21 protein-coding genes are annotated in these 20,230 nt (G+C 71.9%); 16 read left to right on the top strand and 5 right to left on the bottom strand.

Features of this window, described 5'->3' with window-relative positions; genetic code table 11:
• The first annotated feature begins 32 nt into the window (after positions 1-32).
• The 3 genes from DEI97_RS16415 (at position 33) to budC (ending at position 4,264) form a co-directional block, all read left to right on the top strand.
• Positions 33-803 carry an HAD family hydrolase gene (locus DEI97_RS16415; protein ID WP_111074005.1) on the top strand — a complete coding sequence of 257 codons (771 nt, stop codon included), beginning with the start codon at positions 33-35 and terminating at the stop codon, positions 801-803.
• A complete protein-coding gene (locus tag DEI97_RS16410; RefSeq protein ID WP_111074004.1) occupies positions 800-3,307 on the top strand; it encodes a glycoside hydrolase family 65 protein in 2,508 nt (835 codons plus the stop codon). Before DEI97_RS16415 ends, DEI97_RS16410 begins: the two co-directional genes overlap by 4 nt.
• A 189-nt stretch (positions 3,308-3,496) precedes the next feature.
• Complete coding sequence (gene budC, locus DEI97_RS16405) at positions 3,497-4,264, top strand: meso-2,3-butanediol dehydrogenase (RefSeq protein WP_111074003.1); 768 nt, start codon at positions 3,497-3,499, stop codon at positions 4,262-4,264.
• A gap of 15 nt (positions 4,265-4,279) precedes the next feature.
• On the opposite strand, the gene DEI97_RS16400 is transcribed toward budC, so the two are convergent.
• Complete coding sequence (locus DEI97_RS16400; RefSeq protein WP_258376638.1) at positions 4,280-4,882, bottom strand: DUF1697 domain-containing protein; 603 nt, start codon at positions 4,880-4,882, stop codon at positions 4,280-4,282.
• Positions 4,883-4,893: 11 nt separating this feature from the next.
• On the bottom strand, positions 4,894-5,157 hold the full coding sequence (locus DEI97_RS16395) for a hypothetical protein (protein WP_111074002.1): 264 nt from the start codon (positions 5,155-5,157) through the stop codon (positions 4,894-4,896).
• A 134-nt stretch (positions 5,158-5,291) separates the two neighbouring features.
• On the opposite strand from DEI97_RS16395, the gene DEI97_RS16390 reads away from it, so the two are divergent.
• The gene (locus DEI97_RS16390; RefSeq protein WP_111074001.1) at positions 5,292-5,747 is read left to right on the top strand and encodes a hypothetical protein; all 456 of its coding nucleotides are present in this window, start codon (positions 5,292-5,294) and stop codon (positions 5,745-5,747) included.
• A gap of 103 nt (positions 5,748-5,850) precedes the next feature.
• On the opposite strand, the gene DEI97_RS16385 is transcribed toward DEI97_RS16390, so the two are convergent.
• Positions 5,851-7,320: an NCS2 family permease gene (locus DEI97_RS16385; protein ID WP_111074000.1), complete on the bottom strand. Its 1,470-nt coding sequence runs from the start codon at positions 7,318-7,320 to the stop codon at positions 5,851-5,853.
• A 142-nt stretch (positions 7,321-7,462) separates the two neighbouring features.
• Here DEI97_RS16385 and folE point away from each other — a divergent pair, with 142 nt between their 5' ends.
• From folE to DEI97_RS16360, 5 genes are all read left to right on the top strand, one after another.
• A complete protein-coding gene (gene folE / locus DEI97_RS16380; protein ID WP_111073999.1) occupies positions 7,463-8,092 on the top strand; it encodes a GTP cyclohydrolase I FolE in 630 nt (209 codons plus the stop codon).
• The gene (gene folP, locus DEI97_RS16375) at positions 8,092-9,033 is read left to right on the top strand and encodes a dihydropteroate synthase (protein ID WP_111073998.1); all 942 of its coding nucleotides are present in this window, start codon (positions 8,092-8,094) and stop codon (positions 9,031-9,033) included. The genes folE and folP overlap by 1 nt, the downstream gene beginning before the upstream one ends.
• Positions 9,030-9,776 (top strand): pyrimidine reductase family protein, encoded by a 747-nt coding sequence (locus DEI97_RS16370; RefSeq protein WP_111073997.1) that lies wholly within the window; start codon positions 9,030-9,032, stop codon positions 9,774-9,776. Before folP ends, DEI97_RS16370 begins: the two co-directional genes overlap by 4 nt.
• A gap of 57 nt (positions 9,777-9,833) precedes the next feature.
• The gene (locus tag DEI97_RS16365; RefSeq protein ID WP_111073996.1) at positions 9,834-10,490 is read left to right on the top strand and encodes an HAD-IA family hydrolase; all 657 of its coding nucleotides are present in this window, start codon (positions 9,834-9,836) and stop codon (positions 10,488-10,490) included.
• 142 nt (positions 10,491-10,632) lie between these two features.
• The gene (locus DEI97_RS16360) at positions 10,633-11,181 is read left to right on the top strand and encodes a type 1 glutamine amidotransferase domain-containing protein (RefSeq protein ID WP_111073995.1); all 549 of its coding nucleotides are present in this window, start codon (positions 10,633-10,635) and stop codon (positions 11,179-11,181) included.
• Positions 11,182-11,273: 92 nt separating this feature from the next.
• On the opposite strand, the gene DEI97_RS16355 is transcribed toward DEI97_RS16360, so the two are convergent.
• Positions 11,274-11,834, bottom strand: a complete 561-nt coding sequence (locus tag DEI97_RS16355; RefSeq protein WP_111073994.1) for an MOSC domain-containing protein — start codon at positions 11,832-11,834, stop codon at positions 11,274-11,276.
• Positions 11,835-11,938: 104 nt separating this feature from the next.
• On the opposite strand from DEI97_RS16355, the gene DEI97_RS16350 reads away from it, so the two are divergent.
• The 5 genes from DEI97_RS16350 (at position 11,939) to DEI97_RS16330 (ending at position 17,688) form a co-directional block, all read left to right on the top strand.
• Positions 11,939-13,636: a DNA-3-methyladenine glycosylase 2 family protein gene (locus DEI97_RS16350; protein WP_111073993.1), complete on the top strand. Its 1,698-nt coding sequence runs from the start codon at positions 11,939-11,941 to the stop codon at positions 13,634-13,636.
• Positions 13,633-14,145, top strand: coding sequence for a methylated-DNA--[protein]-cysteine S-methyltransferase (locus DEI97_RS16345; RefSeq protein WP_111073992.1), 513 nt, complete (start codon positions 13,633-13,635; stop codon positions 14,143-14,145). Before DEI97_RS16350 ends, DEI97_RS16345 begins: the two co-directional genes overlap by 4 nt.
• 219 nt (positions 14,146-14,364) lie before the next feature.
• Positions 14,365-15,189, top strand: coding sequence for an alpha/beta fold hydrolase (locus DEI97_RS16340; protein WP_111073991.1), 825 nt, complete (start codon positions 14,365-14,367; stop codon positions 15,187-15,189).
• A 51-nt stretch (positions 15,190-15,240) separates the two neighbouring features.
• Entirely contained in the window at positions 15,241-16,128 is an 888-nt protein-coding gene (locus tag DEI97_RS16335; RefSeq protein ID WP_181439154.1) for an HAD family hydrolase, read from the top strand.
• An 87-nt stretch (positions 16,129-16,215) separates the two neighbouring features.
• A complete protein-coding gene (locus tag DEI97_RS16330; protein ID WP_111073989.1) occupies positions 16,216-17,688 on the top strand; it encodes an APC family permease in 1,473 nt (490 codons plus the stop codon).
• Between the two features lie 176 nt (positions 17,689-17,864).
• On the opposite strand, the gene DEI97_RS16325 is transcribed toward DEI97_RS16330, so the two are convergent.
• Complete coding sequence (locus DEI97_RS16325) at positions 17,865-18,671, bottom strand: LysE/ArgO family amino acid transporter (protein ID WP_111073988.1); 807 nt, start codon at positions 18,669-18,671, stop codon at positions 17,865-17,867.
• 68 nt (positions 18,672-18,739) lie between these two features.
• On the opposite strand from DEI97_RS16325, the gene DEI97_RS16320 reads away from it, so the two are divergent.
• Both DEI97_RS16320 and DEI97_RS16315 read left to right on the top strand, forming a co-directional pair.
• Complete coding sequence (locus DEI97_RS16320; RefSeq protein ID WP_220039171.1) at positions 18,740-19,666, top strand: LysR family transcriptional regulator ArgP; 927 nt, start codon at positions 18,740-18,742, stop codon at positions 19,664-19,666.
• Between the two features lie 278 nt (positions 19,667-19,944).
• The gene (locus DEI97_RS16315; RefSeq protein WP_146248067.1) at positions 19,945-20,205 is read left to right on the top strand and encodes a hypothetical protein; all 261 of its coding nucleotides are present in this window, start codon (positions 19,945-19,947) and stop codon (positions 20,203-20,205) included.
• The last annotated feature ends 25 nt before the right edge of the window (positions 20,206-20,230 follow it).

The raw sequence follows: 20,230 nt of genomic DNA, 5'->3' as shown, positions 1-20,230 counted from the left end.
TGTTCGACACCGCTCCCCTGGAAGGTCTGCCCATGACGTCGTCGGATCGGCGAACCCCTGCACCGCTCGCTGACCAGCGAGCCCTCCTCTTCGACCTGGACGGCGTCCTGACGCCCACGGCCGAGGTGCACATGCGTGCCTGGAGTCGCCTCTTCACGCCCTACCTCGAGCACCACGGGGTCGCGCCGTACACCGAGCAGGACTACTTCGCGTACGTCGACGGCAAGCCCCGGTACGACGGGGTCCGGTCGCTGCTGCAGGCCCGCGGCATCGACGTCCCCGAGGGCACCCCGGACGACGACCCCACGCTCGACACCGTGTGCGGGCTCGGCAACCGGAAGAACGCCGAGTTCACCGCCGAGCTGCAGGAGCACGGTGTCTCGCCGTACCCGGGGTCGCTGCGGTTCCTCACCGCGGCGATCGACGCCGGGTACGAGGTCGCCGTGGTCTCCAGCTCCGCGAACGCGAAGCAGGTGCTCCGGACCGCGGGCATCATCGACCGCTTCGACGTCATCGTCGACGGTGCCGTGGCCCGCGCCGACGGCCTGGCCGGCAAGCCCGCGCCGGACACCTACCTGGACGCCGCCACCCGCTTCGGCCTGACCGCCGCCGAGTGCGTCGTGGTCGAGGACGCCACCAGCGGGGTCGAAGCCGGCCGCAACGGCGCGTTCGGGCTCGTCATCGGGGTCGACCGCGGCGCCGGTGCCGACGCCCTCCGCGAGCACGGTGCTGACCTCGTCGTGACGGACCTCGCCGACCTCCTGTCCGACCTGTCTGCTGCCGACTCCGGGAAGACCGCATGAACCCCATCACCTCCGACCCCCTCGACCGCGTCCGGTACCCGGTCGACGAGTGGGCGCTGATCGAGACCGAGTACGCGGACGAGCAGGGCGTCGACGAGACGAACTTCGCCGTCGGCAACGGGTACCTCGGTCTCCGCGGCAACTTCGACGAGGGCCGCGGCGGCGTGCAGTACGGCACGTACATCAACGGCTTCCACGAGACCTGGCCGATCCGGCACGCCGAGACCGCGTTCGGCTTCGCGAAGACCGGGCAGACGATCATCAACGTCCCCGACGCCAAGGTCATCCGGCTGTACGTCGACGACGAGCCGCTCGTCCTGTCCGAGGCCGACATCCTCCGCCACAGCCGCCGGCTCGACTTCCGCGGCGGGTACCTGCTGCGTGAGACCGAGTGGTCGACGCCGTCTGGCAAGCGAGTGCTCATCCGCTCCCGGCGCCTGGTGTCCTTCGTCGAGCGGCACCTCGCCGTCATCGACTACGAGGTCACCATGCTCGACCACGACGCCTCGGTCCTGCTGTCGAGCCAGGTGCTCAACCGCCAGGACGTCGCCGACGAGTACCACGCCGGCATGAAGGCGGCCGCGGCGGCGTTCGACCCGCGCAAGGCCGAGTCCTTCACCGACCGGGTGCTGCAGCCCCGGTTGAAGCGGAACGCGGGCTCGCGGTCCCTGCTCGGCTACCAGGCGACCAGCTCGGGCATGACGATCTGCGTCGGCGTCGAGCACCGGCTCGAGACCGAGAACAGCTGGGACGAGACCTCGAGCATCGAGGACGACCTGGCGAAGCACGTCTACCGGGTGCAGGCGAAGGCCGGGCAGCCGATCCGCCTGGTCAAGAGCGTCGTCTACCACACGTCCCGCGGGGTCCCGGCGCGCGAGCTCGCCGACCGCTGCGACCGCACCCTGGACCGCGCGAAGTACGAGAGCGTGGAGCAGGTCTTCGGTGAGCAGCGCAAGTGGCTCGACGACTACTGGGCCCGCAGCGACGTCGAGGTCGCCGGCCAGCCCGAGGTACAGCAAGCCGTCCGCTGGAACCTGTTCCAGCTCGCGCAGGCGACGGCTCGCACCGACGGCCACGGCATCGCGGCGAAGGGCGTCACCGGCTCCGGCTACGGCGGCCACTACTTCTGGGACATGGAGATCTACGTCCTGCCGTTCCTGTCGTACACGGCACCGATCGTCGCTCGGAACGCCCTCCGGTTCCGCTACAACATGCTCGACGCCGCCCGGTCCCGTGCCCGCGAGCTGAACCAACGCGGTGCCCTGTTCCCGTGGCGCACGATCAACGGTGAAGAGTCCAGCGCGTACTACGCCGCCGGCACCGCGCAGTACCACATCGACGCCGACATCGCCCATGCCCTGATGCAGTACGTGCGGGCCTCCGGCGACACCGACTTCCTCAAGCGCGGCGCGATCGACATCCTGGTCGAGACCGCCCGCCTGTGGGAGGACCTGGGGTTCTGGCGTTCGAACGGCGACCAGAAGTTCCACATCGACGGCGTCACCGGCCCGGACGAGTACACGACCGTCGTCGACGACAACATGTACACGAACGTGATGGCCCGGGCGAACCTCTGGTCCGCCGTCAACGCCTGCCGCCACCTCGCCGTGGACGACCCGGACGAGTACGCGCGGATGATCCGTCGGACCGGCCTCGACCAGTCCGAGGTCGAGAGCTGGGAGCGCGCGGCCGAGTCGATGGAGATCCCGTTCGACCCGCACCGCGGCATCCACCCGCAGGACGCCCAGTTCCTCGACAAGGAGCTGTGGGACCTCGAGCGCACGCCCGAGTCCAAGCGGCCGCTGCTGCTGCACTACCACCCGCTGGTCATCTACCGGTTCCAGGTGCTCAAGCAGGCCGACGTCGTGCTCGCCCTGTTCCTGCAGGGCCACGAGTTCACGCCGGCCGAGAAGCGTCGTGACTTCGACTACTACGACGCCCTGACCACGGGTGACTCGACGCTGTCGGCCGTCGTGCAGTCGATCATGGCGGCCGAGGTCGGGTACCACGAGCTCGCCGGACAGTACTTCCAGACCGCGCTCTACGTCGACCTCGCCGACCTGCACGGCAACACCACCGACGGCGTGCACATCGCGTCGACCGGCGGCATCTGGGGTGCGCTCGTCAACGGCTTCGGCGGCATGCGCGACCACGGCGGACGGCTGTCGTTCAACCCGCGGCTGCCGGTCGACTGGGACCGTCTGACGTACCGGATGACCGTCCACGGCTCGCGCGTGCGCGTCGACCTCGAGCAGAAGGCGCTGACCTTCACGGTCGAGACCGGTGACGGCTTCGACGCGTGGGTCCACAACCAGCAGACCGAGGTCCGCCCGGGCGACCCGACCGTCGTCCCGCTGCCGCACCAGGGTCCGCGGATGGCCGGCCACGCGCCGACCACCAGTGACATCCAGGGGACGCTCCGCGCCGACGGTTCGGTGATCACCGCCTCCATCCCGACGATCTCGCTGGAACGCGACATGGAGAACGAGGACACCACCGCCTGATCGCCTGATCGCCTGATCGCCTGATCGCCTGATCGCCTGATCCGGCCGGGAGGCCCGCCCTCCTTCCGCCACCGATGCCCGCCTCCGCCTGGACTCCCGTCCAGGGCGCGGCGGGCACCGTGGTCTCCCGTGTCCTCCGGGCCGACGGTGTCCCTGACGAGGGGACCACCGACGCGAGAGGAACACACCATGGGCAAGCGGTTCGAGGGCAAGGTCGCGATCGTCACCGGCGCGGGGTCCGGCATCGGCGAGGCCACCGCACGCGCGTTCGTCGCGGAGGGCGCCGGGGTCGTCCTGGTCGACAGCGTCGCGGACAAGGTGCGCGACGTCGCCGACTCCCTGCCGACGGAACAGGCACTGTGGCTGCAGGCCGACGTCGCCGACCCGGACGCGTGGCAGACGATCGTCGACGCGGCGATCGACCGGTGGGACCGGCTCGACGTGCTCGTCAACAACGCCGGGACGTTCACCTCGGGCGACATCACGGACATCTCGCCCGCCGAGTGGCACCGTGTCGTCGAGACGGACCTGTCGAGCGTGTTCTACGGCACCCGGGTGGCGCTGCCGTTCCTCCGCGAGACGAAGGGCTCGATCGTGAACACCTCGTCGGTGTCCGGTGAGGCCGCGGACTGGCGGATGAGCCCCTACAACGCGGCGAAGGGCGGCGTCTCGAACTTCACGAAGGCGGCGGCGCTCGACAACGGCGGGTTCGGCGTCCGCGTGAACGCCGTCGCCCCGGGCCTGATCTGGACGGACCTGACGCAGTCGCAGGCGGAGGACGAGGAGCTGAAGCGGGAGTTCTCGGAGCGGATCGCCCTCGGTCGCGGCGGCCGGTCCGAGGAGGTCGCGGCGGCGGTGCTGTTCCTGGCGAGCGACGAGGCGTCGTTCATCACGGGCGCGATCCTGCCCGTCGACGGCGGCACGATGGCGAGCAACGGGCAGCCGGCGCAGGCCTGACCCGGGCGTCTCCGATCAGAGCAGCTTGCGGAGCGTGTTCGTGTTGCGTGCCGTCGTGGTCCGCTTGAACCGGGCGGCACCGGCGCGCTTCGCGAAGGCGGTCGTCGTGCTCGACCCCTTCGGGCACGACCAGTAGACGACGCCCTCCCCGCGGGCGACCTGCTCGACCGACGGGTCGAGGTCGAGCCCGGTGAGCAGGTCGTCGAGAGCCGCGGGGTCGGAGGCGAACACCACGTAATCGTGCCGGTCGGCCGTCGATGCGAAGGGGAAGCCTGCGACGAGTTCGGCCAGGGCGTCGTGACGCACGAGCACGATCCAGGCGTCGTACCCAAAGCCCTTGCGCAGTGCCTGCTCCACGGACGACCGCAGCGCCGCGGGCTCGACGGGGTCCGCGGCGGTGAACACGACGTTGCCCGAGGCCAGGACCGTCCGGACGTCGGTGTGGCCCTGGGAGCGGAACAGTTCGGCGAGGTCGACGCTCCGGATCGTGATGCCGTTCACGTTGACCCCGCGCAGCAGGGCGACCCAGGTCGTCATGCCGTGACCGTAGCGCGGTGTCGAGTCGGGGTCCACGCCCACGCCGGTGCCGTCCACGGCGCTCACGTCGACGGTGCTCACGTCCAGGGTGCTCACGTCCAGGTCCGGGCGACGGTCCACCCGCTGCCGTCCGGGACGATGTCGACCACCAGGGTCTCGCCGTCCTCGGCGGTCGCCTGGAAACGCCACCCGGCGGTGCGTTCCGGTGCGTGGGTGATCGCGGTGGGCAGGTCGGTCGGGGTCGTGGTCAGTCGGGTCGGGACGTCGGTGACGCGCCAGCGCCGGCCAAGCCAGACCAGTCGGACGGGTGTGCCACCGGTCCACCACACGGTGACCGCGGTGTCGACGATCATCATCAGGAGCCTCCTCGTTCGAACGTGTGTTCGAATGCTAGGTCGGCCATCCGACACCCGCAACCGCTCCGGCGCGCCGCGTTCGCCCTGTGCAGATGCCGACAACCGACCGAGGAGCAGTCGTGTAGACGAGCATCATGACGAACGACGACAGCCAGGGTCCCGACGCCGCACACCAGGTCCCGGACGGGGTCTCCGAAGCGACGGTCGAGGCCCTCGGCAGCCTGTCCGCGGCGCTCGAGGTCATCGAGCACGCCCGCGGCCTCCTGTACGGCTTCCACCGGCTGACCGGCACCGCCGACCTGAACATCGGCGAGGCGGTGGAGCAGCTGCGGAAGGCCGGACACACCGAGCTCGCGGAGCGCATCGACACCGAGCTCGTCGGCCGGAACGTGATCGCCGGTCGGTGGACATTCCAGATCGTCGAGGACTACGACGACGGCTACTACGCGACCGCGAAGGAGCTCGAGCGCACCGCGCGCGAGCAGCTCGTCGGTGGCAAGCGCCACCTGTTCGAGGCGGGCATGAAGGAGGACCGGCGCACGCCGGCCCACCGCCACCACGAGGCGACGCCCACCGACCTGCCGGACTGAGCCGCGCCTCCCGTCCGTCCCCTCCCCGGAACGCAACGTGGGCGGTTGCTCGCCACGAGATGTCGTTGCGAGCAACCGCCCACGTTGCGTTCAGTGGGTCGGGTCAGCCGACGCCGAGCGCCGTCTCCAGGGGGCCGCGGGCGAAGTAGAGCAGGAAGCCCGCGGCGACGACGTACAGCAGCCACGAGACCTGCCGGCCCTTGCCGGACAGGGCCTTGATGAGCACCCAGCTGATGAAGCCCGCGCCGATGCCGTTCGCGATCGAGTACGTCAGCGGCATCACGACGATGGTCAGGAACGCCGGCAGCGCCGACCCGAAGTCCGACCAGTCGATGTCCGCGACCTGCGCCACCATGAGCGCACCGACCACGACGAGCCCGGCGGCGGCGACCTCGAGCGGGACCACCTGCGTCAGCGGCGTGAGGAACATCGACGCCAGGAACAGCAGGCCCGTCACGACCGAGGCCATGCCGGTCCGGGCACCCTCACCGATGCCGGCGGCGGAGTCGATGAACACCGTGTTCGACGACACCGAGGCGCCACCACCGGCGATCGCACCGGCACCCTCGACCACGAGCGCGGCGCGGAGACGCGGGAACGTGCCGTCCTTCTCCGCGACCCCGGCGGCCTTCGCGAGTCCGGTCATCGTGCCCATGGCGTCGAAGAAGTTCGTGAAGACCAGCGTGAAGACGAGCATCGACGCGGCGAGCGGGCCGATCCGGGCGAAGGCGCCGAAGTCGAACTGACCGACGAGCGACAGGTCGGGCAGGGCGAACAGGGCGCTCGGCAGGCCCGGGGCGTTGAGGTTCCAGCCGGTCTTCGAGTCGACCGAGGTCGGCACGTGGAACACCGCCTGCAGGATGATCGCGATGACCGTCGTCGCGATGATGCCGATGAGCAGCGCGCCCTTGACCTTGCGGGCCATCAGCGTGCCGATGATCACCAGGCCGATGAGGAACACGATCGTCGGCAGGGCCCCGACCGAGCCGTCCTCACCGAGCTGCAGCGGCGGCGAGGCGAGCCCCGAGGAGCGCACGAAGCCGGAGTCGACCAGGCCGATGAACGCGATGAACAGGCCGATGCCGACCGTGATCGCCGCCTTGAGCTGCGCGGGCACGGCGGTGAAGATCATCGTCCGGATGCCCGTCAACGCCAGGATCACGATGATCACGCCGTTGATGACGACGAGACCCATCGCCTCGGCCCACGTCACCTGGTGGACGACGCTGACGGCGAGGAACGAGTTGATCCCGAGGCCCGCCGCGATGCCGAACGGCAGGTTCGCGACCACACCCATCGCGATGGTCATGAGACCGGCGACCAGGCCGGTGGCCGCGGCCACCTGAGCGTTCTCGAGCCATCCGCCGCTGACGTCCTTGGCGGCCTGGTCGGCGCTGAACCCGCCGAGGATGAGCGGGTTGAGGATGACGATGTAGGCCATCGTCACGAAGGAGACGAGACCACCACGGATCTCTCGGGGGATGGTCGATCCGCGCTTCGTGACCGAGAAGAAGCGGTCGAGGCCGGATGCGACGCTGTTCCGGGGCGGGTTGGATGTCTGCGGGGCGCTCACCGGTGGAGTTTAAAGGAACCTGGGACCGCCGGCACGTCGCGGCCGCAGGGTAGCCATCCGGGAGGCCCGTTCCCCGTGATCGGGGTACGTCACCGCGTTCCGTGTCCAGTCGCACCCCCGCCGGGCGGTGTTGGATGACCGGGTGACGCAGCGCATTGACCGTGCCCGTGTCGAGGCCGCCGTGCGAGAGCTGCTGGCGGGCATCGGCGAAGACCCCGACCGACCCGGACTGGAGCGGACCCCGCAGCGGGTCGCCGACGCCTACACGGAGTTCTTCCGCGGGCTCGACCAGGACGCGACGCAGATCGCCCGCGACGGCACGGTGCCCGCCGGCGACGGTGAGCGCGGTGACCTGGTGATCGTCCGCGACATCCTGTTCCGGTCGGTGTGCGAGCACCACCTGCTGCCGTTCCTCGGCACCGCGCACCTGGCGTACGCCCCGGGCGAGCGGCTCATCGGCCTCGGGACGCTGGCGCGGGTGGTGGAGGCTCTGGCCTCCCGTCCGCAGTTGCAGGAGCGTCTCGGCGAGCAGGTCGTCCAGGCGGTGCAGGACGGCCTCGAGGCGCGGGGCGTCCTGGTCGTCCTCGACGCCCAGCACCAGTGCGTGACGACCCGGGGGGAGCGGCAGACGAGCTCCACGACCGTCACCGTCGCGGCGAGCGGGATCCTCGCCGACGCGGCGGGCCGGGCCGAGGCGATCGCGCTGATCGGCGGCGGAGCAGGAGCCAGCAGCGGCACCGGCAGCAGCACCGACACCGGGGCGGACGCCTGATGCGCGTCGGACTCGGCACGGGCCTCCCGTCCGGTGCGGCCGCGTCGTCCGGACCCGGGTGGGTGGTGCCGGACCTGCGCGAACCCGTCCGCACCATCGGCCGCCGCACGTTCGACTTCGACCACCGCATCGCCGTGATGGCGATCGTGAACCGCACGCCGGACTCGTTCCACGACAAGGGCCGGACCTTCGCGCTCGACCGCGCGGTCGAGGCCGCCGTCACCGCCGCCGAGCACGGCGCCGACTGGGTCGACATCGGCGGCGTGAAGTTCGCCCCCGGGCCCGAGCTGTCCGCCGCCGACGAGATCGAGCGCGTCCTGCCCGTCGTCGAGCAGGTCACGCAGCAGTCCGACGTCACGATCAGCGTCGACACCTTCCGGCCCGAGGTCGCGGCCGCCGCGATCGCCGCCGGTGCCAGCGTCGTCAACGACACCACCGGCCTCGCCGACCCGCGGATGGCCGCCGTCGTCGCCGACTCGGAGGCGACGATCGTCATCACGCACTCGCTCGCGGCACCGCGCCAGCAGTACCCGAAGCCGCAGTACGCCGACGTGGCGGGCGAGGTCGCGGCCTTCCTGCGGCTGCGCGTCGACCGGGCGCTCGAGGCCGGCATCCCCGAGGACCGGATCATCATCGACCCCGGACACGACCTCAACAAGACGACCGTGCACACGCTGGAGCTGACCCGGCGTCTGCCGGAGGTCGTCGCCCTCGGCTACCCGGTCCTCGCCGCGGTGTCGAACAAGGACTTCGTGGGGGAGAGCCTCGGCCGTCCCCGCGGTGAACGGCTGTCCGGGTCGTTGGCGGCCGCGACGGTCAGCGCCATGCTCGGTGCCCGCATCGTCCGGATGCACGACGTCGTCGAGTCGGTCGACGCGATGCGCATGGTCGAGACCGTCCTCGGCTGGCGCGCACCCCTGGAAGCGAGGCACAACACGTGACCCACCTGCCCGACCCGATCGCCGACCTGTCCGACGACGAGCTGCTCGCCGCCTACACCGACGGTGCCGAGGGCACCGCTGACGGCGGCTGGCTCCGCGTGAACTTCGTCAGCTCCCTCGACGGATCCGCCACCGCGGCCGGCAAGTCCGGCTCCCTCGGCGGTGACGACGACCTGCGCGTGTTCGACCTGCTGCGCCGCGTCGCCGACGTCGTCCTGGTCGCCGCGGGCACCGTCCGCGACGAGGGGTACGGGCCGATGGTGCTGCACGACGCCGACGTCGCCTGGCGTCGGGCGCACGGTCTGCCCGACCACCCGGTGTTCGCGATCGTGACGGGGTCGCTCGGCCTCGACCCGGCCTCGCGGGTGTTCACCGAGGCGCCGGTCCGACCGGTCGTCCTCACCTCGGCGACCGCGGACCCCGCGCGGCGACACGCGCTCGAGGCCGTCGCCGACGTGGTGTCCTGCGGCGAGGACTCTGTCGACCCGGCACAGGTCCGGGCCGCCCTGGTCGACCGGGGCCTCCGCACCATCCACTGCGAGGGCGGGCCGTCCTTCCTCGGCGCCCTGGTGGCGACCGACCTGGTCGACGAGCTGTGCCTGTCGATCGACCCGTCCCTCGAGGGCGGCGACGGCGGCCGCATCGTGCACGGGTCGTCCCCGGAACTCCGCCCGATGCGGCTCGCGCACGTGCTGCACGGGGCCGGGGACGTGCTGTTGACGCGGTACGTGCGGGCGCGCTGACGAGGAGCCCCCTGCTCGTCCCGCTGCACGTCACGCCTGCCGGGTAGGGTCGGGCGCGTGATCGACGTCGTGGTGTCCGGGGTCCTGTTCGACATGGACGGGACGCTCGTCGACTCGACCGCCATCGTCGAGGGTGCGTGGGGCCGCTTCGGCGCCGAGCACGACCTCGACCCGCAGACGATCCTCGGCTTCTCACACGGCCGACAGACGATTGACACCATCCGGCACTTCCTGCCCGACCTGGCCCCGGACGAACAACGACGGGTCGCGCTCGAACTCGTCAACGACGAGGTCGAGAACACCGACGGCATCATCGAGGTCCCCGGCGCCGGTGCGTTCGTCCGTCGGCTCCTGGCCGCAGGTGTGCCGGTCGCGCTCGTGACGAGCGCCCCGCGGGACCTCGCCGTGAACCGGATGCGCGCCGCCGACGTGCCCGTCCCGGACGCCGTGGTCGCCGCCGACGACGTCGAGCACGGCAAGCCGCACCCGGACGGCTACCTGCGGGGTGCCGCCCTGCTCGGGGTCGCTGCCGAGGACTGCCTGGCCTTCGAGGACGCCCCGGCCGGACTGGAGGCTGCGCTCGCCTCCGGTGCGACGACCGTCGCCGTCGGGACGCTCGCCCCCGCCGACCTGCCGGCGGACCTCGTGCGCATCACGGGGTACGACGGCGTCACCGTGACGGCCGAGGGCGACGGGTTCCGGATCCGGGGCTGACGGCAGGCCCGGTCCGGACCGGACCGTCAGGCCGGTCCGCGCGCTCCGGCTGAGCGTCCCCTGCGCTCTGCGAACACACCCAGCGGCGTCCGACGACCGTGGTGTGCGCAGCCGGAGACCCCGGCCTGCGGAAGGAGTGACCATGGCAGCCCTCGACGGCAAGAAGATCCTCGTCATCGCGACGAACTACGGCGTGGAGCAGGACGAGATCGTCGTCCCCACCGACCAGCTCCGTGAGCGCGGCGCCACCGTGACGGTCGCCGCCAAGGAGTCCGGCTCGATCCAGACCCTGGTCGGCGACAAGGACCCGGGCAAGGACGTCGACGTCGACACCACCCTCGACGGTGTCTCGGCCGGCGACTTCGACGCCCTCGTGGTCCCCGGCGGCACGATCAACGCCGACACCATCCGCCAGGAGGCCACCGCGATCGACCTCGTGAAGGCGTTCGTCGAGGCCGGCAAGCCGGTCGCGGCGATCTGCCACGGCCCGTGGACCCTCGTCGAGGCCGGTGTCCTGCCGGGTCGCACGATCACCTCGTTCCCCTCGCTGCAGACGGACGTCCGCAACGCCGGTGCCGAGTGGGTCGACCAGGAAGTCCAGGTCGACGAGACCGGCAGCACGATCATCACGTCACGGAACCCCGGCGACCTGCCGGCGTTCGTCGACGCGATCCAGGCCGCCCTCGCCTGACCCCTCGCAACACGCAACGTGGGCGGCAACGCGCAGCGGTACTCCGCCGCGCGACGCCGCCCACGTTGCGTTCCGTGGGGCCCGCGCCCGCGTCAGTCGGCGGGGACCGGGTGAGCGGTGCGGAGCACGGCTCGGCCGAGGGTGAGCACGCCGTCGGACTCCGGGTCGCAGCGCACCCCGCCGCGCCCGCGCATCGCCCGGAACGCCCCCGGCGCGACCTCGGTGTCCATCCACGCGCACGGGTTCGCCGGCCGGTACCCCCGGAACAGGACCGGGCCGTCGCCGGAGTCCAGGGAGAACGGCTCACCCCGCAGCGCCTCGACGTCGACGCCGCGCAGGAACACGTTCCGCCGGGTCGCCGCCGGGTCGACCGGCACGCCGAGTTCCCGTCCCACCGCCTCGAGCCCCGCGAGCCCGATCAGGGTCACCGACGCGTGCACGTGCGCGCGGGCCGCGAAGTAGCGGTCGCCGACGATCCCGAGTCCGGCGCGCAGCTCGATGCGGTCGCGGAGCTCCTCCTCGTCGGACGGTGTCGCCCCGTCCGCGGGACGGCCCTCGTAGCGGTGCCTCCGGGAGACCAGCAGCATCGTCACCTCGACATCGCGGGCGTGCGGCAGCGCGACGGAGGCGACCGGGTCGAGGACGGGAGGCATGCGGTCGACGGTAGCCGCGCCTCCCGGCCGTCCCGTCCACCCGGGGTGCTGCGACGTCCGATTCCCGCCAGTCCGGTGTCGTCGGCCCGTGCCAGGCTGACCGCATGACGACCACCGGAGCCGACGCGCCGCTCGACGCGCAGCCCGATCTGCAGCCCGTCTCACAGCACGACGAGCGGTACCGGATCGCGGCCTCGCGGGACGCGCGGTTCGACGGTCAGTTCGTCACCGCCGTGCACTCCACCGGCATCTACTGCCGCCCGAGCTGCCCGGCCCGCACACCCCGATCGACCGGCGTCACCTTCTACCGGACGAGTGCCGCCGCGCACCTCGCCGGCTTCCGCGCCTGCCGCCGGTGCCTGCCCGAGGCGACGCCGGGCAGCCCGGAGTGGGACCTCCGCGAGGACGTCGCCGCCCGCGCGATGCGCCTGGTCCTCGACGGCGTCGTCGACCGGGAGGGCGTCCCCGGCCTCGCCAGCCGCGTCGGCTACTCGGAACGGCAACTCAACCGGATCATGACCGACGAGCTCGGTGCCGGACCGAAGGCCCTCAGTCGCGCGCACCGGGCGCAGACCGCGCGGACCCTGCTCACCTCGTCCGACCTGCCGATGACGGACGTCGCGTTCGCCGCCGGGTTCGCGAGCGTCCGCCAGTTCAACGACACCGTGCGCGAGGTCTTCGCGCTCACGCCCACCGAACTGCGGTCCCGACGGCGGGTCGTGCCGGGCGGTGACGGCGCGCTCCGCGTGCACCTGCCGGCGCGGCCGCCGTTCGACGTGCAGGGGCTGCTCGAGTGGCACGCGTTGCACGCGCTCGCCGGCATGGAGCAGGTCGGCTTCGACGCGGCCGGGCGGGTCGCGTCCTACGGGCGGGTGCTGGACCTGCCGGGAGGCCCGGGCTGGTTCCGCGCGACGGCTGCGGACCACGACGGGGTCGCGTCCGGTACCGGCGGGGCTGGGTCCGGCGGGGCTGGGTCCGGCGGGGCCGGGCACGGTTCTGGTGGCTCCGGCCAGCGTTCCGGTCGGGGGCGGACCGGGCTGGACCTGCTCGTCCGGCTCACCGACCTGTCCGACCTGCCCACCCTCGTGGCCCGGGTGCGATCGTTGTTCGACCTCGATGCCGACCCGGTGGCGGTGGACGCGGCCCTCGCGGCGGTGCCCGAGCTCGCACCGGTCGTCGCACGGGTGCCCGGCCTGCGGCTGCCGGGGGCGGTGGACCCGCACGAGGTGGTGTTCCGCACCCTCATCGGGCAGCAGGTGTCCGTCGCGGCGGCGCGGACGGCGCAGACGCGGCTCGTGGCGGCGCTGGGGGAGCAGGTGACGGCGGGACTCGTGCCGGGGGTCCCTGACTCCGACGAGTCCGTCGTGCGGCTGTTCCCCCGTGCCGCGGTGATCGCCGAGCGCGGGCGGGAGGTCCTCCGCGGCCCAGCAGCCCGCGTCGACACGATCATGCGCGTTGCGGCGGCGCTCGCGGACGGCAGTCTCGTCGTCCACGGTGGTCAGTCGCTCGACGAACTCCGCTCCGGCCTGCTCGCCGTGAAGGGCATCGGCCCGTGGACGGCGGACTACGTCGCACTCCGGGTCCGGCACCACCCCGATCTCTTCCTGCACAGCGACCTCGCCGTGCGGAACGGTGCACAGGAACTCGGGCTGCCCGGGACGGCGCGTGAACTCTCCCTATGGTCGGAACGGGTGGCCCCCTGGCGGAGCTACCTCACGATGCACTGCTGGCGGCCGATCATCGATCGCGCGATGGACCGGACCGCAGCGACCTCCACGAACTCCGGGAAGGAACCCCGATGACCGACGCCGTCCTCACCACCCTCTCCACCCCCGACGGGCCCTTCACCGTGCTCGAAGACGACCGCGGGCGGGTCCTCGCCTCGGGGTGGACCGCCGACCCCGACCGGATCCTCGCGCGCCTGGCCGAACGGCACCGGCCGACCCGGGTCCTCGACGGGCAGGTCCGCGCGGCCGAGGCCGTGGACGCCTACTACGCGGGCGAGCCCGAGCACGCCATGCAGGTGCCCGTCCACCAGGTCGGCACCGAGCTCTTCGCCGAGGGCTGGCGGAGGCTCCGGGACATCCCCGCGGGGTCCACGTTGACGTACACGGCGTTCGCCAGCGCGATGGGGCGCCCGGACGCCGTCCGCGCCGCCGCCAGCGTCTGCGCCCGGAACGCTCCCGCCCTCTTCGTGCCCTGTCACCGGGTCCTGCGCTCCGACGGCTCGCTCGGCGGGTTCGCCTGGGGGCTCGACGTCAAGCGGTCGTTGCTCGAGCGCGAGTCCGTGGCCGCCGACGCCCTCGTCTGAGCGCCCCTCGGACGGGTCACGCGTTCACAGGGAGCATCAAGCGCTCCCCCAGGACGTGGGTGGTGACGCAGAGCCCCGGGCCTGTCAGACTCACGACGACGGCGTGGTCCACGGAACTCCGTGGACCGAGATCAGCGTCGAGCGCGATGCGTGTCGTACCCTCCGGGTGCCGCACGACCGGGGGCGCGCCACTCGCCGTCGAGACCGAACGAGGACGCCATGACGACCACCGCCGACCGATCGGTGCTGTCAGCGGACGGCACACGGATCGCGGTCTCGTCGAGCGGGGACGGCCCCGCGCTCGTCCTCGTGGGCGGAGCCTTCGACCACCGGGGCACCCCGTTCGTGGACGGGGTCGTCGCCGCGTTCTCCGACCGCTACCGGGTCGTCACGTACGACCGCCGCGGCCGCGGAGAGAGCGGTGACACCCGGCCCTGGTCGGTCGCGCGAGAGGTCGAGGACCTCGCCGCCGTGGTCGCCGACGTCGGCGCTCCCGTCGACCTCCTCGGCATCTGCGTCGGTGCCGCCGTCGTCCTGCACGCCGTCGCCACCGGCGTCCCGGTCGGCCGTGCCGTGCTCTACGAACCGCCGTACCGCGCGAGCGTCGACGCGCACGCCGACGACGTCCTCTTCGCCGACCGCCTCGACGAGATGATCGCCGGCGGCCGCCGAGCCGCCGCGGTCCGCGCTTACCTCACCCGGGTGCTCGGCATCCCGATGCTGCAGGTCTCCGCCGTGCCCCTCAAACCGAAGCTGTGGAAGGCGCTGCTCGCCGACGCCGGGGTCCTCGGCCGTGACGTCCGGGTCCTCAGTGGCCTCGTCGTGCCGGAGCGGGCACTCGCCGCGGTGGGGATCCCGGTGCTCGTCGCCGCGGGCACCACCGGACCCACCTGGACCCGGGCGGCCGCGCGCGCGGTGGTCGAGACGGTGCCCGGCTCGACGGCCGTGGTGCTCGAGGGGCAGGGCCACGTGCCGGATCCTGCGGTGCTGCGGAGCACGGTCGACGGCTTCCTCCAGACCCAGCCCAGTCCCGACGCGCACTGAATCGCACGCCGCGCCGTGGCTGCGCCCGCTGACCTACGCCAGGATGGACGGGTGAACGCACCCCGCCTCGGACTCCTGCTCGACGTCGACGGCCCGATCGCCAGCCCGCTCTCGCGGACCATCGCGATCCCGAGCATCGTCGAGGACCTCGTCGCCCTGGCGGCCGAGGGCATCCCCGTCGTGTTCAACACCGGACGCAGCGACGCCTTCATCCGGGAGCAGGTCGTCGGCCCCCTCCTCGCCGGCGGTCTCGCCGCGGGCGGACGGGTGCACGCGGTGTGCGAGAAGGGTGCCGTCTGGTGCTCGATCGGCCCGCAGTTCCCCGACGGCATGGGAGACCTGACCGTCGCCGAGGACCTGGCGCTGCCGCGGGACTTCGCCGACGAGATGCGCGAGCTCGTCCGTGAGGAGTACGCCGACCTGGTGTTCTTCGACGAGACCAAGCACGCCATGGTGTCGATCGAGCAGCTGGTGGACGTCGACAGTGCCGCGTACCTGGCCCGGCAGCCCGCGTTCGACGCGCAGGCGATGGCCGCACTCGAGCGCCGCGGGCTCGGCGTCCGCCGCCTCGACGACGTGCGTCCGGACGAGCACGGCGCGGTCGCGTGGCGCATCGACCCGACGATCATCTCGACCGACGTCGAATCCGACCGCAGCGGCAAGGACCTCGGTGCCGAGCGGGCGCTCGAGCTCCTGGCCGAGGACGGCGACCTGCCCCTCGAGTGGCGGACGGTCGGCGACTCCCGCAGCGACTACGCGATGGCGGACTGGCTGCACGCGAACGGGCACCGGGTCGCGCACGTCGACGTCCGACCGGCCGACGGTGTTCCCGAGACGCCGTACCCGGTGCTCACCGCGCCGGACGGGGTCATCCACGACGAGGCCGGTGCCCGGTTCCTCTGTGCGTGGCGCGAGGGGCGCTCCGACGCTGCCGTCTGATCGGCGACGCGCGGTCCCCGGTTGCACCGCTGTGCGGTATACCACTACCCTTCCGGGGTCCGCCTGCTCCGATGACAGGAACGTCCCATGGCCCTCCGCACCAAGTCCATCGAGGCGTCGCTCGCCGACGCCGACGAGAAGGGGCGCTCGCTCAAGCGCTCCCTGAAGACGTTCGACATCGCCGCGATGGGGATCGCCGTCGCGGTCGGCGCCGGCATCTTCTCGGTCGGCGCGAACGCCGCCGCGAACTTCGCCGGCCCCGGCGTGATCGTGTCGTTCCTGCTCGCCGCCGTCACGTGCGGCCTGGCGATCATGTGTTACGCCGAGTTCGCCTCGACGATCCCGGTCGCCGGCTCGGCGTACACGTTCACCTACGCCACGATGGGCGAATTGCTCGCGTGGATCGTCGGGTGGGACCTGATCCTCGAGACCCTGACCGCCAGCGCCGTCATCGCGAAGTACTGGGGCATCTACCTCAGCACCGCGTTCGACGTGTTCGGCGTCACACTGCCGAGCACCATCGCGATCGGCCCGATCGGCTTCACCTGGGGCCCGGTCCTCATCGTCGGCGTGTTCACGGCGCTGCTGGCGTTCGGCACGCGGCTGTCCAGCCGGGTCTCCGCGGTCATCACCGTCATCAAGGTCGCGATCGTCCTGTTCGTCATCGTGGTCGGCGCCTTCTTCGTCAAGGCCGCGAACTTCACGCCGTTCATCCCCGCCGCGGAGCCGACCAAGGGTGCCGAGGGCAGCGTGCTGACCCAGTCGCTCGTCTCCTTCGTGACCGGTGCGGCACCGGCGCAGTACGGCGTCTTCGGGCTGCTCGCCGCGGCGTCGCTGGTGTTCTTCGCCTTCATCGGCTTCGACGTCGTCGCCACGAGTGCCGAGGAGACCGAGAACCCGCAGAAGACCCTGCCCCGCGGCATCTTCATCGGTCTCGGCATCGTCACGCTGCTCTACGTCGGCGTCAGCATCGTGATCACCGGCATGGTGTCGTACAAGCAGCTCGCTGAAGAGAAAGCGCCCTCGCTGGCGTCCGCGTTCGACATCGTCGGGCTGCCCTGGGCGGCCGGCATCATCGCCATCGGTTCCCTGATCGGCCTGACCACGGTCGTCATGGTGCTGCTGCTCGGCCTGTCCCGCATCGTGTTCTCGATGAGCCGCGACGGCCTGCTGCCCCGCTGGTTCTCGGTCACGAACCCGAAGACGCAGACCCCGGTCCGCGTGCAGGTCGTCGCCGGCATCGTCGTCGCGTTCCTCGCCGGGTTCACCGCGGTCGACAAGCTCGAGGGCATGATCAACATCGGCACGCTCTCCGCCTTCGTGCTCGTGTCGATCGGCATCATCGTGCTCCGGAAGTCCCGCCCCGACGCTCCCCGCGCATTCCGGGTGCCGTGGTCGCCGGTGGTCCCGATCCTGTCCGCGGTGCTCTGCTTCTGGCTGATGCTCAACCTCGAGGTCGAGACCTGGGTCCGGTTCGTCGTCTGGCTCGTCATCGGCTTCGCGATCTACTTCGGCTACAGCCGCCGCAACAGCCGCGTCGGCAAGGCGATGCGCGAGTAGCACCTCCGCCGACCAGCGCGCCGCCCGGCGCCGATCGGATCAGCACCACAGAAGACGGCTCGCGCCACGGCATCCCGTGGCGCGAGCCGTCTTCTGTTGTGCGGCGCCCGACGACGCCGTCGGCCGGCGGGCGGCGGGCTGCGGCGGGCAGCGGCAGCGCCGACGAGGCCGCGAGCTCAGGCGCCGAGGAGCAGCGTCAGACCGAAGGCGAGCATCACGACGGCGACCAGGGCGTCGAAGACCCGCCAGGTCAGCGGCTTCGCGAACAGCGGGCGCAGCAGCCGACCCCCGAAGCCGAGGGCCCCGAACCACAGGCAGCTCGCCGCGACCGCCCCCACGGTCCACCACCACCGGTCGTCGACCCCCTGCTGGTTCGCGACCGACCCGAGGAACACCAGCGTGTCCAGGTACACGTGCGGGTTCGCCCACGTGAACACCAGCATGGTCAGGACCGCGGCGCGCATCGTCGGCCCCGCCGGGTCGCCTCCCGGACGCCGACCATCCACGTGCCGGTCGCCCAGACCGGCCCGGCCGGGAGGCACGCCCTCCCCCCGCGACGCCGGTGCAGCCTCCAGGCCGTCGACCCCAGGACCCGCGCACGCGCCCGCACCCGCACCCGCCGAGACGGGCACCTTGTCCTCGGCGGCCCGCTCGTCGAGACGGATCGCCTCGCCCGAGGGCCGCAGCGCCCGCCGGGCCGCGAGCACCCCGTACGTCAGCAGGAACGCCGCGCCCACGAACCGGATGACCAGCAGCGCTGCCGGGACCCGTTCGACGACGGCCCCGACGCCGAGCACCCCGGCGATGATGAGGGCCGCGTCCGACAGCGCGCAGACGGCCACCGCGACGGCGACCACCCCGAGTCGCGCGGTCACCGCGAGCCGCAGCAGGTACGTGTTCTGCACCCCGATCGCGACGATGAGGGCGAGCCCCGTGCCCAGGCCGGACAGGGCGGGGAGCAGAGCGTCGAGCGGTGTGGTCACAGGGGAACGCTAGGCCGGTGCGCACCCGTAGGCCAGCTCAGGTTCCTGGTGCGCCGTAAGCTGCGCTGATGGTGCAGTTCCAGCGTGACCACCTCGAGACCCTCCTGGCCGCCGTCGATGCGGGGACCTTCGACGCCGCCGCCCGCGAGCTGTCGATCACACCGTCGGCGGTGTCCCAGCGGGTGAAGGCGATGGAGCAACTCGTCGGCCGGGTGCTGCTGCAGCGGACCACGCCGATCGTGCCGACGCGGGACGGTGAGGTCGTGCTCCGCCATGCACGACAGGTGCGGCTGCTCGACGAGGAGACCTCCCGGGCGCTCGACGTACCGGACTCCGACGTGCCGGGACGCACGCCGTCGATCCCACTCGCCGTCAACGCGGACTCGCTCGCGACGTGGTTCCTCGACGCCCTCGCGATCGTCCGTGCCGACACCGAGGTGGTCTTCGACCTGCACCGTGAGGACCAGGACCGCACCGCCGAGCTCCTCCGTGCGGGCACGGTGATGGCTGCGGTGACGGCCGAGGCGGAGCCGGTGCAGGGGTGCTCGTCGGTGCCGCTCGGGGTGGACCGCTACCGGGCCGTCGCCGCACCGTCGTTCGTCCGGCGGTACCTCGACGGCGCGGACACCGAGCGGCGGATGACGGCCCGCCTGGACCGGGTGCCGCTCGTGGACTACGACCGCGACGACGACCTGCAGCAGGGGTTCCTCCGGCGGGTGCTCGGCCACGCGCCCCGTGGTCCACGGCACTTCGTCCCGAACTCGGCCGACTTCGCCCGGGCGGTGCAGCTCGGGTTCGGGTGGGGGTTGTTGCCGGAGGCGCAGTGCCTCGGGGCGATCGAGCGGGGCGACCTGGTCGAACTCACCCCGGGACGTCGGGCGGACGTGGCGCTCTGGTGGCAGCGGTGGAACCTGGCGTCGCCGCTGCTCGAACGGGTGACCGAGGCCGTGCGGGCGGTCGCGGCGGAGCGGCTGCACCAGGCGGGGTCGATGTGATGCACCTGCGGTGATGCGACCCTTGCCACTTGATCGGCGGCGTGGCAGCATCATCTCACCGGTGGAATACTGCCGGTCAGGGGAGGGGCACCATGAAGAACACGGCCGTACGTCGTCATCTCGCTGCAGGATGTGTGGCAGCAGTCGCTCTATCCGCGGTGCTGATCGCCGCACCTGCGTCCGCCACCGATACCGGGCGGGAGACGGCCGGTGGCTGGAGTGAGATCAGCGGGAGCTTCTCGGACGGCTCCGCGCCCCGTGCTGGGACGTTCGCGAGCGTGAGCCACCGTGGGACCGCAGAGTCGCGCGTCATCGGCGGGACGACGAACAAACGTGCACACGGATGGACCAAGTGGGCAGGCACCCGGCACTACACGACCGCCCAGCTCGAGCACTACTGGCCGGCGTCCGGCGTCATCGCGACCTCGGGTCGGAAATGGGGTACCGGCGCCACCGAAGCCGTGTCGCCGTGGAAGGCGTTCAACCCCAACGCGGCTAGCAACGGGAACGGCGCTGCGAAGACCTACTACGGCCGCTGAGCAGCAGCGGGGCGCCCACAGGCCG

Origin of the sequence: Curtobacterium sp. MCLR17_032 (assembly GCF_003234795.2) — a bacterium.
Classification (GTDB): Bacteria; Actinomycetota; Actinomycetes; order Actinomycetales; family Microbacteriaceae; genus Curtobacterium.
This window is presented reverse-complemented; position numbering and strand designations above follow the sequence as displayed.